The 14,327-nt window shown below is 45.3% G+C and carries 10 protein-coding genes; 4 read left to right on the forward strand and 6 right to left on the reverse strand.

What is annotated here, in order from left to right; all coding sequences use genetic code 11:
* Positions 1-105 precede the first annotated feature (105 nt).
* Together NC796_RS06990 and NC796_RS06995 are read left to right on the forward strand one after the other, a co-directional pair.
* The gene (locus NC796_RS06990) at positions 106-966 is read left to right on the forward strand and encodes a hypothetical protein (protein ID WP_310683370.1); all 861 of its coding nucleotides are present in this window, start codon (positions 106-108) and stop codon (positions 964-966) included.
* Entirely contained in the window at positions 963-4,394 is a 3,432-nt protein-coding gene (locus NC796_RS06995) for an SPOR domain-containing protein (protein ID WP_310683372.1), read from the forward strand. The genes NC796_RS06990 and NC796_RS06995 overlap by 4 nt, the downstream gene beginning before the upstream one ends.
* A gap of 43 nt (positions 4,395-4,437) precedes the next feature.
* On the opposite strand, the gene NC796_RS07000 is transcribed toward NC796_RS06995, so the two are convergent.
* The 5 genes from NC796_RS07000 to alaS all read right to left on the reverse strand — a co-directional run bounded on the left by NC796_RS07000 (position 4,438) and on the right by alaS (position 11,574).
* Positions 4,438-4,854: a hypothetical protein gene (locus NC796_RS07000; protein WP_310683374.1), complete on the reverse strand. Its 417-nt coding sequence runs from the start codon at positions 4,852-4,854 to the stop codon at positions 4,438-4,440.
* Positions 4,855-5,267: 413 nt separating this feature from the next.
* Positions 5,268-6,518: a pyruvate dehydrogenase complex dihydrolipoamide acetyltransferase gene (locus tag NC796_RS07005; RefSeq protein WP_310683376.1), complete on the reverse strand. Its 1,251-nt coding sequence runs from the start codon at positions 6,516-6,518 to the stop codon at positions 5,268-5,270.
* A 79-nt stretch (positions 6,519-6,597) separates the two neighbouring features.
* Entirely contained in the window at positions 6,598-7,581 is a 984-nt protein-coding gene (locus NC796_RS07010; RefSeq protein ID WP_310683377.1) for a pyruvate dehydrogenase complex E1 component subunit beta, read from the reverse strand.
* Between the two features lie 119 nt (positions 7,582-7,700).
* The gene (pdhA, locus tag NC796_RS07015; protein ID WP_310683378.1) at positions 7,701-8,801 is read right to left on the reverse strand and encodes a pyruvate dehydrogenase (acetyl-transferring) E1 component subunit alpha; all 1,101 of its coding nucleotides are present in this window, start codon (positions 8,799-8,801) and stop codon (positions 7,701-7,703) included.
* Between the two features lie 88 nt (positions 8,802-8,889).
* Positions 8,890-11,574 (reverse strand): alanine--tRNA ligase, encoded by a 2,685-nt coding sequence (gene alaS / locus NC796_RS07020; RefSeq protein ID WP_310683379.1) that lies wholly within the window; start codon positions 11,572-11,574, stop codon positions 8,890-8,892.
* 315 nt (positions 11,575-11,889) lie between these two features.
* On the opposite strand from alaS, the gene NC796_RS07025 reads away from it, so the two are divergent.
* On the forward strand, positions 11,890-12,426 hold the full coding sequence (locus tag NC796_RS07025) for a DUF502 domain-containing protein (RefSeq protein WP_310683380.1): 537 nt from the start codon (positions 11,890-11,892) through the stop codon (positions 12,424-12,426).
* A 219-nt stretch (positions 12,427-12,645) separates the two neighbouring features.
* Complete coding sequence (locus NC796_RS07030; protein WP_310683381.1) at positions 12,646-13,257, forward strand: sugar transferase; 612 nt, start codon at positions 12,646-12,648, stop codon at positions 13,255-13,257.
* Between the two features lie 34 nt (positions 13,258-13,291).
* Here NC796_RS07030 and NC796_RS07035 read toward each other — a convergent pair whose 3' ends face one another.
* Positions 13,292-14,218, reverse strand: a complete 927-nt coding sequence (locus tag NC796_RS07035; RefSeq protein WP_310683382.1) for a hypothetical protein — start codon at positions 14,216-14,218, stop codon at positions 13,292-13,294.
* Positions 14,219-14,327: the final 109 nt, after the last annotated feature.

Consider the following 14,327-nt stretch of genomic DNA (forward strand, 5'->3'; position numbering starts at 1 on the left):
GATTGACTTTTAAAGCTTCAGGTGCCTAATCACCTGAAGCTTTTTTTATAAAAAACAACTTTACCTATATTGTGGCCTTATTTATTCCTTAAAAATCATTAAGCTATGTTAAATAACCAGGCAAAAAATTTACGTAAGGCTGCGGTATTCCTGGGGGCTTTTTTATTCATCAGTTTGTCTATCATCACTCAGGGCAAGGCACAGGTAAGCATAGCCCCTACTTCCCTGTTCTTCGACAGCCAGAGCCGCTTTAGTTCATTAACCGTAAGCAACGGGGGACAGCAAGCGCAAGAAATATCAATCAGCACGGAATTTGGCTACCCCACAACTGAGAATGGGAACCTAACCATCAAGACTGATTCTGGTCTGGCCAAAGAAAAATCCATCGCTCCCTGGCTGAAGGTGTTCCCCCAGAATTTTACGCTTCAACCCAACCAACGGCAGGTGGTGCGCTTTGTCACCCAGCCCCCGCAAAACCTCGAAACCGGTGGTTACTGGTCGCGTGTTCAAATTTCATCTAACCCGGTGTCACCGCCAATCGAGTCGGTCAGCGAGGGACAAGTCGGGGCCCAAATTAACCTTGTCGTGAACCAGGTCATCTCCGCCCATTTCAGAACCCGAAATGCAACAACGGGTGTGGAGATCGCTTCGTTAGATTTTACCCAAATTGACAGCACAAATACCGGTCAAATTGACGTGAGTATGGCACAAACCGGGAACGCTCCCTTTATCGGATCAGTCAGTGTAGAGGTTACGAGCGCCGGGGGCGAAACTGTTTTTCAAACAACCACTACCAACTCAGTTTATACCACGATAACGCGGTCATTTTCTTTTGATTTGGCTGGCCTCAGTCCTGGCAGCTACACGGTTGCAGGAACAATACGCTCAAGTCGCAGAGATATAAACCAGGACAATTTACTTCAAATTGAGCCTGTAAATTTTAAACGTACAATAACCATTGAGTGAGGAAGTGGGCGGCCATAATAAAAATATCGGTTTGGGTAACAGCATGCGTGCTGTTTGCCTGTGCATCACCCTCTCATGCCCAACAGGCTGGTACTGAGGCGACCGAGGTTTATCTCACCTTTCGATACCGTGGCATTGTCAATGTCTACGTTACAAGCTATTATAAAGACAACCAGTTCTACCTCCCGGTTAGTGAGCTTTTCAACGCGCTCCAAATCCAACACCAGGTAGATCAAGGGGCACTGACCATATCCGGGAAATATCTTGGTGAAAAGGAATACCGGTTCGATTTTAAAAACCAGGTGGCGCGAGCCGGTGATACCGAAATCCAACTGCAAGCAGATGATTTCATTATTCCCGGGATCGATTACTTCGTAACACCTTCCATATTCGAAGAGCTCTTTGGCCTCACTTTCACTACCAACTTCAATAATCTGACTCTTGACCTCCAGACCGAGGATCGCCTGCCGGTAGTGGCGCAATATGAGCGTGAACAGGAACGGCAGCAGCTGGACCGCGACAAACCGCTGTATGACCGCACGTTTTATCCCCTGAAGTATGATCGTGAATACGGTACCGTCGACGGTGGTTTTCTTGATTACAATCTCTCAGCAATTTACACGGGCGGAACACCATTATTTACCTTTAGTAATGCCATTGGGGCTGAAATATTGGCGGGTGATCTCCAGGGAAACCTTTTTGGAGCACTTTCCAGGCAGCAACAGTCGTTTACCACCAGCGGCCTCCGGTGGCGATATGTGCAGCGGAATAACAGCTACTTCAGTAGCGCAATTGTAGGGCAAACCAATTCTGAAGGCTTTGGAAATCGAGCTTTTCGTGGAGTGAAGATATCCAACAAACCAGTAGAACCACGACAGCTGTTTGATCGGTACGTGATCGATGGAAATACAACGCCACAATCCGAAGTGGAGCTATACCTGAACAATAGCCTGGTGGACTTCCAGGAAGCGGATGAGAGCGGGAATTATCGCTTTGTGGTACCCCTAACCTATGGCAGCACCAATTATTCGCTCCGTATCTATACCCCGTCAGGTCAGGCCATTGAGCGTAACAACCGCATACAGGTGCCTTTTGATTATATTCCCAAGGGAGAAGTGGATTACAGCATTAGTGCGGGAGAGTTGAGCAATCCAATTCTTGGTTTCTCAGATACTGGTTATATGGCGGATGCATCCGTATCAGCTGGACTCAGCAACTGGCTAACGGCCCAGGCATCCACCGAATATCTGACCCAATTCCACAATACCATACCCTCATTTACCGGGACGCTGAATGCACGCCTCTTCACCAACTATCTGCTGAGTGCAAGCGCTAATTCCGAAAATTTTTATCGCCTGAGTTCCAGCGTTGTATACAGCAGCGGGGCCAGTTGGAGCTTGTCTTATGACTATAACCCGGGACAAAGTCGCCTGTATAATGTGGGCGGCAGTGATCACCAGGCCCGTCTGAATCTCTTTACACCCTTTAAAATAGGCAATACCCCTCTTAATATTCGCTGGTCATCCACCTATCGGCAGAACGCCTCCTCGAGCCTTCTGCGATATCGTGCAGACCTTAGCACTCGTTTAAATCGCCTTAATGTGCGCTTTGGGTACCAAGACCAGCAATCCGGTGCCCTTTCTTTTATCACGACCCAGTCCTCACGTATCACCAATTCTTATACCTATTCAGTAGGACGAAGTGGAGATATACCTGGTCTGTTGCGGCAGATGTTCATCCGGGGAAATATTAGCTACCTACCAGGACTTCATGAATTTGAGGAGGTGGAATTCCAGCTATCACGCAACATTTTCGGAACAGGACGGTTTCAGCTTACGTTTGGGCACAACTTTCTGGGGGATTTCAATTCTGTAGGACTAAATGTGACCATAGACTTTGACAAATTTCGCAGCAACTCTTCTGCCACATCTAACGGGTCCCAGATGTCATTTACACAAAATATACGGGGATCAGTTGGGTATGACGGCTACGGAGAACAATTAATACTAAACAATCGCCAACAGGTGGGACAGGCCGGTACAGCGGTGCGATTATTCCTGGATAATAATAATGATGGAAGTTACCAAAAGGACACGGATGAACTTATACGAGATCCCGCTGTACGGCTAAACAGGAGTGGTGGTAGAACACAGGTACAAAATGGGATCAATTACATATCTCAACTGCTTCCTTATTATCGATACGATATTGAAATCAACAAAAATGAACTAAGTAATCCCCTGCTCGTACCCGACTCCGAGAACTTCTCGATCGTCACTGATCCAAATCAATTCAAACCGATAGAGATCCCTTTTTACCTTTCCGGTGTGATATCAGGTCGTGTGGAACGGTTGCGCATAGATGGACAAGACAGTACACGCAGTGGATTATCAGGGGTTCGACTATTCCTGGAATCTGATTATGAGAATCCCGAAAGCAGGGAAGCTCATTCAGAGGAAATTCGCACATTCTCAGACGGGTCATTCTATACCTATGAGGTTCCCCCCGGAAAATACAATCTTTTTATAGATCCCAATCAACTAAATTTCCTGGATGGCGTACCCAAACCGGATACCATGAATATTGAAGTCAAACCTCTGCCGGAGGGAGACTTTATTGAAAATTTGATATTTACTGTTGCACCAAAGCAGGATAAAACAGAAACTGACACGACACGACGCAAGGTAGCCAGCATCCGCCAGGAAGATACTAACCGGTTCAAAGTGCAAATTGGAAGCTTCAAATACTACGAGAACGCCATTAAAGCTGTTGGAATTGCACAGCATCTGTTTGACCAAACTTTTTGCATCCAATTTAATCCAAAAACGCAACTCAATGCAGTAAGGTCAATGCCGATAACTGGCTTGGAAAATGCCGCTGAACTACTTGAACAGATTCGTCATAAAAGTGAATTCAAAGACCCGGCACTTGTTGTGATGGAAGAAAAAGACCGCTTGTTTTCAGTGCAATTGGGCGCTTTTTCAACGGTTACACGGGCAAAACGCTTCTTTACTGATATCAACAATCGGTTGGACCTGGAACTGTACTACTACAAAGATCCAATTGATAAACTTTACAAGGTAAGAACCGAGGGAACCAGCGATCGTATGCTTGCCAAGAAAAAACTCGATAAGCTGCGAAGTACCTCTGAGTTTCATGATGCGTTTATTCCGGAAGACACCAATTTCCTTTTTGAAGGAACAAATTATTCATTCCAATTAAGAATAAGCGGAATATCCGGTGAAAGGCAGATAACGATACCAGAAGATGTTTCCAGTGAACAACTTGTAAATGGCCCCCAAAAGGATATGATTACATTGCAGGGTTTCACGAAATGGAAAGAACTGTTAAGCATCCAGGATAAAATCAGGAAACTAAAGCCCGGAATTGAACCAGTAATTATTCTGCAAACTAAAGCAGCACCCTAAAAGCAAGGTTTCAAACTCAAATGCTCAACGGAACAATTGAAATTTACAGATATTCAATTGTAGTGGTAAGTGTGCCACTATAGATCCCCTTGTATTCTCCTCCACTGTAACTCCCCTCAGTGCTGCTAAATTTAAGATTAGTCTGCTGAGCACTGCGTTTATTAAAAGTGGAAACCGGCAACGCAATTCGGTGTCCTTCTGTATTTACTAAATACATCTCTTTTTGGCTCGTCACCAGCACCTCTTTGTCTCCAAGTCCTGATAAGGAAATAGAACCTATCTCACCCTGGATTCCACTTTCGTCAAAAGAAAGATTTGATTGGGCATCGGCATTAGCGCTAACACTATTCACAATATTGACGGAAACCCTCATTGTAGCATTGGCTGACTTTTGGGCTTCTGACACCGTAACGAAAAATACCAACAAAACTAAAAGTAATATGTATCTCTTGTCTCTCATTGTATTCTGACCTAAATCTGATTTCACAACCATAATATTAATTATTTCTAATATTATGAAATTTTAATGTTGATTAGGAATCTCTAACTTTCAAAAATAGCTCCAGGAGTGCTTAACAGGTGTTTTACAAAGATTAGAATTTGGATTCCCCTCTTAAGCTTAGTTCAATCCGATCTTTTGAGGGACCTGTATCAATAAATTATTTAGAATTGAATTTGGGTATTTGTGAATGAACAACCCTGGAATCCGTTGTTATATATCGGTTTTTGATGCTTGGCGGGAGTGTAGATAGAAGCAGTTGCATACTAGGACAGGAGTAACAAAAAGGAAGGAAAAGCTATTTTGTAAGGCAAAAAGGAAAAGCCCCTCTTTCAAGGGGCTTTAAAGAAAAAAGAAATATATTACTAAAGTTGCTACAACAAGATAGAAAGTGGATTTTCCAGCATACCCTTCAGCGTGTTAAGGAACTTAGCAGCAACTACCCCATCAACAATGCGGTGGTCGCTCGAAAGGGTAACTTTCATCCGTTTACCGGGTACTACTTCTCCATCTTTCACGACCGCTTCATCCCTGATAGCACCTACAGCAAGTATACAGGCATTGGGCGGATTTATGATAGCGGTGAATTCCTCAATTCCAAACATACCCAGGTTACTGACGGTAAACGTGCTACCCTCCATCTGTTCGGGCTGCAGTTTACGATTTCGCGCCAGATCAGCGAGTTCACGGGTCTCAGCACTAATTTGCTGCAAACCCTTCTGATCAGTATTTCGAATAACAGGCGTCATCAGGCCTTCATCAATAGCCACAGCTACAGCAACATGCACATCGCCGTGCTTCACAATCTTGTTTTCTTTCTCCAACCACGAGCTGTTCACATCCGGGTGCTTGCGCAGTGCCTGGGAGCACGCTTTCACTATAATATCATTGAAGCTGATTTTCTGCTCGCTCACTTCATTTACTTTAGCTCGAGCCTCGAAAAGCGCGTCAACATCGATGTCAATAGTTTCATAGAAATGTGGACTTGTGAACTTACTCTCGGCAAGCCGGCGGGCAATCGTCTTGCGCATCTGGCTAATACGGATCTCCTCATCCTCCCTGCTTGCAACAACAGGAGCTACAGAAGGAGCAGCAGCCGGTTCATACTCCTCAATATCCCGTTTTATTATGCGACCTTCCGGGCCAGAACCCTTTACATTAGAAAGCTTAATGCCTTTATCTTCAGCTATTTTGCGAGCCAGCGGGGAAGCTTTGATCCGTCCATTGCCTGAGCCGGAAGTCTTATCCTCTTCCAATTCATTAAAAATCGGATCATATTCTTCATCATCACTCGCCTCTTCAGCAGCTGCCGCCTCTTCCTTATCACCAGATTCTTCTTTACTGCTGCTATCTCCTATGCTCTCAAGGAGTTCACTTATATCTTCATCTTCTTCACCAACAATAGCCATCGGCTCACCAAGGGGAACGGCATCTCCTTCTTCAGCCAATATTTTTAATATTGTTCCGGCATCAAAAACCTCAACCTCCATCGTGGCTTTATCCGTTTCGACTTCTGCTATAATATCACCGGATTCAACTTTGTCCCCTTCCTGGACGTTCCACTTAGCGATTACACCCTCTTCCATCGTATCGCTAAGCTTCGGCATTTCTATTTTAATGGCCATGTCGTTTCTACCTTAAATGATTATGTAATTATGTTTATTTCTAAATCCTTAATGGCAAAATAGCAAGAAACCCGTGCTATCATTTACGATATGTGACGGTATTAATAGCGTCAATGACTTGATCCGGGCCTGGCAGCCATTTATCAAATAAGTTTTTGGCAAACGGAGCACTGGTGTCCGGCAGCGTTACTCGCTGAACAGGCGCGTCCAGGTAATCAAACGCTTCTCGCTGGATCAGGTAGCCCACTTCAGCAGCCAGTCCGCCAAATGGATGAGCTTCATCCACAATCACACAGCGGTTGGTTTTTTGAACTGATTTGACAATGGTCTCTACATCGAGCGGCTTAACGGTACGGGGATCGATCAGTTCAACTTCTACCCCCTCTTTTTCCAACTGCTGGGCAGCCTGCTTAGCCACGTGATACATCTTGCCGTGTGCAACCACTGTTACATCACTGCCTTCACGCTTCACTTTTGCCTTGCCGATAGGGATCGTAAAGTCATCCTCATCCGGCACTTCCCCTTTAAGGCCATACATCTGCTCAGATTCCATAAACAGTACAGGATTGTCATCCCGGATAGCCGATTTAAGCAGCCCCTTGCCGTCGGCAGGTTCCGAGGTATATATCACTTTAAGCCCGGGAAAATGGGCGTACATGGCATCGTACGCAACAGAGTGGGTAGCGCTGAGCTGACCAGCAGAGGCGTTAGGTCCTCGAAAAACAATCGGAACTGAAGCCTGCCCGCCAAGCATATACCGAACCTTGGATGCGTGATTAATAATTTGATCAGCTGCCAGCACCGCAAAGTTAAAAGTCATGAATTCTACGATGGGACGAAGACCGTTCATGGCTGCACCGATACCTATTCCAGCAAAACCAAGTTCCGAAATAGGAGTATCGATCATGCGCTTGGAACCATATTTGTCCAGCAGTCCTTCTGTAACTTTGTAGGCCCCGTCATATTCAGCGACCTCTTCACCCATTACAAAAATATCTTCATCACGCCCCATCTCTTCATCGATGGCAGCTCGTAGTGCTTCTCTGAATTGTAATTCAGCCATTATTCAAAATTAATTCTTAAGTGTTATGTCTAAAAATTGAGTGGGAGTTTGCACTCCCGGGATGGAAGTGAAGGCTGACCTTTGATTTATAATTTCGCCTTCAGGTTATCCGCGATCACTTATGTATGGAACGGATAGTCATCCTCTACAAAAACATCTTTATAGAGATGTTCCTCTTCAGGAAAATCGCTTTCCTCAGCGAAGTCTATTGCGTCGAGTACTCGCTGTTCGATATCTTCCTGAATCTCATCAAGCTTTTCCTGGTCTGCCAGGTCATTATCCAGTATGTAGGATTTAATTCGTTCAATGGGGTCCAGTTCCTCGTATTCCTTGAGCTCTTCCTTGGTACGATACTTCATGGGGTCGGACATGGAGTGCCCGCGATATCGATAAGTACGGATCTCCACAAACCACGGTTCCGAGTTCTCACGGCTGGACTTCGCAATCTCTTTCATATTCTCATACACCGTAAACACATCCATACCGTTAATCACGGCGCTTTTCATATCATAAGCCTTCGCCCGTTCATGAATTTCTCCTACCGTATGACGGTGCACAGCCGTTCCCATGGCGTAGCCGTTGTTCTCTACTGCATAAATGCAGGGCAGTCCCCACAGCTTGCTCATGTTCAGCGTTTCATGAAGGACGCCTTGATCTACCGCGCCATCACCCAGGAAACAGGCCGTAACGCGACCAGTGTCCCGGTATTTATTGGCAAATGCAATACCGCCGCCAATCGGAATGTGGCCACCGACTATTCCATAACCACCCCAAAAATTGTTCTCAACATTGGCAAAGTGCATGGAACCGCCTTTCCCTTTCGAGCAACCGGTAACTTTCCCATACAGTTCAGCCATTCCTTCTTTGGGAGAGACACCTCGACATAATCCCCAGCCGTGATCTCGGTACGCAGTGATTATGTCATCGTCATCATTTAAAGCATATACAGTACCGGTAGAAACCGCCTCCTGCCCCATATAAAGATGAAGAAATCCGCCAAACTTTCCTTTTTGATACATCTGCATGGCGCGTTCTTCAAATCGCCGCTGCAGATACATCTGTTCAAACATGTCAACCACATCTTGCTCGGAAAGCCCAAGCGACTTATGCTTTTTCCGGGTTGGGGACGGGAGTTCAGTGCTCCGCACAATTTGTCCGTTCGTGCGGATACCAGTACCCGACGGTGTAAATGTAATTTCTTTGTTTTTTTGTTTTGCCATAAAATTAACAGGGATTGTTATCTAGTGCTTAGAAGCCAAAATATACCTAAAAAATTGAAAGATTACAGACGTAAAGCCATATAAAAATCTATTCCAGATAGCTATTAACTACTTTTTCTAAATTTTGCAGTACCTGGCCTAATTTTTGTGTCTTTCGTCCCCCGGCTGTAGCTATGCTCGGCTGACCGCCACCACCGCCACCCAGCATTTTACCGAGTTCTCCGACCAGGTCGCCGGCTTTCAAATTCTTTTCTTTGATCAAATCATCGGTAACCGTGGCTGCGATATACACTTTGCCTTCATCTTCGTGTTTTGAGCCCAGCACAGTCACCGTACCGGTCTTACTTTTCTCGAGCGATTCATAACCAAGCTGTTTTAGCAGATCCATATCTGCATCTTCAATTTCTCCAGATACCAACTTAATACCACCCGATATCTGTTCGGCGCTGCTAATCAGCTGATCCAGCTTTCCAGAGCTCTGCTGCTTCTTCAATCGCTCCAGCTCCTTCTCAAGCTGCTTCCGCTCTTCAATAAGATCTCTTATGTCCTTAACAAGATTTTCGCTCTGTCCGATCTCACTTCGGATCGATTGGACAAGATTTTTTTCCTCGCGCAGCAGATAGTCGGCCTGTTGACCTACCACTGCTTCTACCCGGCGGATACCGGCCGCGGCAGAAGATTCACCTAAAAACCGTAGATAGCCCAGTTCACCGGTGGCTTCAGCGTGCGTGCCACCGCAAAGCTCAACCGAGTAATCCTGGTCAAACGTAATAACCCGAACCTGGTCGCCATATTTCTCCCCAAAGAGCATCATTGCTCCACGCTGTTTTGCTTCATCAATGGGAACGGAGCGCTCCTCTTGCTTGGGGATATTCTCCTGGATCTTGTCATTGACCAATTTTTCAATCTCTTTCAACTCTTCCGGGGTCACCTGTTCATAATGGGAGAAATCGAACCGCAGGTGCTCGGGATCTACCAGCGATCCCTTCTGCGCGACATGCGTACCCAGCACTTTGCGGAGCGCAGCATGCACCAGGTGTGTAGCGGTGTGATGCTTGCGAATTTCGCGCCGGCGTTCGCGGTCTACCAGTGCCTGCCAAGTGCCTTCCGGGTTTTCCGGAAGGGAATCGACGTAATGCACAAAGCGATCCTGCTGCTTCTGTACATCATGCACGCGCAGGTGTTCATCTCCGCTACTGATAATACCAGTGTCTGCTACCTGCCCCCCGCTTTCTGCATAGAACGGCGTTTTATCGAGAATTATGTATTGCTTATCATTTTCTGAACCGCTTCCAACAATTTTACTCTCAGTGACCAATTCATCGTAGCCTACAAATTTTGTGCCGACATAAGCCTTAGCATTAGCTGAAATTTCGCCTGTAACAGAAACAGTTGCAGTAGCAGGAGATTTAAAATTACTAGCGGCTCGTGACCGTTCTTTCTGTTCCTGCATTAATTTATTGAATTCTTCAACGTCCACCTCCACTCCCCGTTCACGTGCCATCAATTCCGTCAGATCAATCGGAAAGCCATAGGTGTCATGCAATTTGAAGGCATCTTCGCCGGGCAGCAGTTCTTTACCATCGATCATCTCATTAAAAAGTTCGATGCCCTGCCCTAGCGTGTTCAGAAAGCTCTTTTCCTCAGCTCGAATTACGTTCGTTACATAATCCTGCTGCTTGATCAGAACCGGGAAAACCTCTTCAAACTGATCGGCAAGTGTGGGAACCAACTTGTGGAAAAACGGCTCTTTAAGATCCAGCTTGTCCCACCCGTAGCGGATGGCACGCCTGAGGATCCGCCGAATCACGTAACCCCGGCCGTCATTACTTGGAGAAGCACCATCGGCAATAGAAAAACTTACGGCACGGATGTGGTCCGCAATCACCCGCATGGCGATATCGATCTCCTCATCCTCGCCATAGGTTACATCCGCGAGTTCCCCGATTTTGTTGAGCAGCGGTCCAAAAAGGTCTGTGTCATAGTTGGAACGCTTGCCTTGCAGTACGGCACAAATTCGTTCGAAGCCCATGCCCGTATCGACATGCTGGGCAGGCAGCTTTTCCAACTCCCCACTTGGCTGGCGGTTAAACTGGATAAATACGAGATTCCATATTTCCATGACCCTCGGATCGTCCATATTGACAAGCTCCGCTCCATCTTTCTTCGATCGCTCTTCATCGGGCCGCAAATCGATATGGACTTCGGAGCAGGGACCACAGGGTCCGGTGTCGCCCATTTCCCAGAAATTATCTTTCTTCCCAAACTTGAGGATGTGCTCAGGGTTGATTGCTGTTTTCTTTTCCCAGAGTTCTATCGCTTCTACATCGACAGGCAGTCCATCTTCTTCGTCTCCGCCAAATACGGTGGCGTAAAGGCGATCGGGTTCTAGTCCCCAGCGCTCTACCAACAGCTCCCATGCCCATTCGATCGCTTCTTCCTTAAAATAATCACCAAAGGACCAGTTTCCGAGCATCTCAAAAAGCGTATGGTGGTAGGTATCGTGCCCTACCTCTTCCAGGTCGTTGTGTTTGCCGCTCACCCTGATGCAGCGCTGGGTATCGGCTGCACGCTTCCATACCTTTCCATCCGATTTATAACCGGACTCTTCCCCCATAAAAATAGGCTTGAACTGGTTCATCCCCGCATTGGTAAACAATAATGTGGGATCGTCCTGAGGAACGACGGGGGCACTATCAACGATAATGTGCTCCTTCTCCTCAAAAAACTCGAAGAACTCGTTTCTTATTTGTGATGCACTTTTTACGGGCATGAATGCTGGTTCCAAGTAATTATCAATATTATAGAGCGACGGAAAATAGCAAAAAATGATCTTTTACTCATACATCATTTATTATACATACGAGGTTCAAACCGCACATCATCCCAAAAACGATAATTTCCAGTGCCAGAAATTGGTCATGGATTTGCAGGGAAATGAGCGGAACTCACACTTTTTGATTATTTGCTGTTTAAATAACACGTAATTAGCTTCAATCTATCGCTTACAAAAATTTACTCGGCAATTACCACTTTTTTACAAAAATCTCGTGCTATGAAAACTTTATTCAATAATTTTTTTCGCGGAATGCTACTGATTTTTCCCGTTGGAGCCACCATATATATCATTTATGCACTGGTACGCTGGGCAAATGAGTCGCTTAATACCCTGATTTTTGAACCATTTAATATTGATATTCCTGGTCTTGGCATCTTTACTGTTTTCCTGGGCGTCGCCCTTTTGGGCTTCATCTGTACACGTGCGTTTGTACGTCCTCTCGTGGCCTATTTTGAGCGGTTTCTCTCCCAAGTCCCGCTTGTCAAAATCATCTATACTTCAATAAAAGAGCTAACGGAAGCATTCGTAGGTGAAAAAAAACGCTTCAATCAGCCGGTCATCATAGAGATAAATGATTCTGTAACCCGGCTTGGATTCATAACTGACAAGGATCTTTCGGTATTCAAACTGGATGACAAGGTCGCCGTTTACTGTCCGCACTCTTATAATTTTTCGGGAAACCTCTTTTTTGTGGAACAAAGTAAAGTCAAACCGGTACACGTTAATTCAGCAGAGATAATGAAATATATCGTTTCAGCAGGAGTTACCGATATAATTGAGGAATAGTTGTACGCTTTAGTTTTCATATTAAAAAAAATTAATATATTTTCGAGTGGATAAAATCCATTTCGGGGATAATTCCATTTGCTTAATTCTCTGTTTCTCGCAAATAAAAAACTCATACAAATGAGAGCGAACGGACTCTTAGAAAAAGACATTACTACAAACGGATCAGCGTTAAATTCTAATTTACCACTTGAAGAAAAGATTTTATTAGAAAAGAGCTTGGACTTTGTATCTGAAAAGGATCAAAAAGGTCCAACCACAGATCTTTTCTTTCATGAATTGATTGAAAAGGAAACCCGCCCTAAAAAATATTTTGAATTGGTTGTAGGGTTTCTTGGGTTCCTGTATTTCATCATTACGCTACCCCTCTATTCTCTGATCATCTTTGTCACTTCGGGTCGGCCAATCTTTGAGACAAGTCAATTTGTGGGCTATCGGGGGAAAAAGTTAACGCGTTATTTCTATCGCATTCACAAAACCTCTGATCCAACTCAAACCACGCTGGTGGGTAAATTTCTAAAGATTACCGGGCTGTACAAGCTCCCGAATTTTCTGAATATCCTTAACGGCAGTATGGGCCTTGTTGGTCCAAGTCCACTTTCGGTAAACAATAGCGAACATCTCAATAAAAAATTTACGGACTTTTATAAGCGGTTTGCCACCAAGCCTGGCATTATTGGAATCAAGAATGGCAACTCCTGGGATCTCGATCAGAATGCTGAGAGCTTAAACCATAATCTCAAGCTTGAACTAAAATATTTAGTCTATCCTACCCTGAAAAAGGATTTCCAGGTGATTTCAGGTAATTTTGAAGATCGCGTTTTAAAGTAGTTAGTTGTCGGTTTTCTACGCCGGTATCAAGTCCTTAGTAAACCTCCACGAAACTTCGGGGAGCGGGCTTAATATTTCTTTTCAGGTCATTCTCATCCCATTCACCCGGCTTCTTATCAATCACGCCTTCCCGAAGATCAAGATATTTCTTTAGCCCTTTCTTGGCCAACGCTTTGTAGATGCCTTCCTCCATTCCCTTGAGACCACAGATATAAAGCAGGGTATTATCCTTTTCCAGGATCGGATCCAGCAGATCCGCGTCATCCCAAAGGCATGTTTGAACATATTTTTTTGATCCATCCGACCGCCTGTTTTCACGCGAGATGTAGGGCAGGTAAGTAAAATTTGAATACTGCTCGTCAAGGGGCTCAAAATAATCAGCATATAACAGGTCCGTTCGGTAGGGGCACCCGAAAATAAGTACAACATCATTTTCGATTCCAGAATCCAACAATTCCATTACCATGCCCCGAAATGGAGCAATGCCGGTACCGGTTGCAAAAAATACGTAGTTAAAATCTTTAGCATTCTCCGGTAGCAAAAATCGCCTTCCACTGGGACCAGTCATCTTTACCGTATCTCCGGGTGACAGATCAGCCAGGTAATTAGAGCACACGCCCAGATACAGGCTGTTGTCATCCCACTCCTCTATTGTCCGTTTGACCGTGGTGGAGACCAGGCTTGTATCTCCCCCTTCCCCTTCCGTTGGAGAGCATACCGAATAGAGCCGCAGCTTGTAGGGGCGGCCGTTTTCATCTTCTCCCGGGGGAAGAATTCCGATCGATTGCCCGACCCTAATTCGGCCTTCAAGGTCGGTGCCCGAAATATCGAAGGTAATATGGCGCACAAAGTTAGGGCTCGATTCCTTGGTACATATCCAGTTTTCCACTATGGGTACTTCAACGGGGTCGCGGGGGCTGTAAATATTGAGTTCTACTTCTGGCAATTTTATCTCGGGCATAGTCCTCTATCGTTTATGGGTGAAACCATCAGTTCATTCTATACTCAAAAAGTTGATGCTGATTAAATAAACAAAATTATAATCAAACAAAAAGCCCCGCAGTGCGAGG

The organism is Aliifodinibius sp. S!AR15-10, assembly GCF_031569985.1.
In the GTDB taxonomy this organism is placed as follows: domain Bacteria; phylum Bacteroidota; class Rhodothermia; order Balneolales; family Balneolaceae; genus JAMQKA01.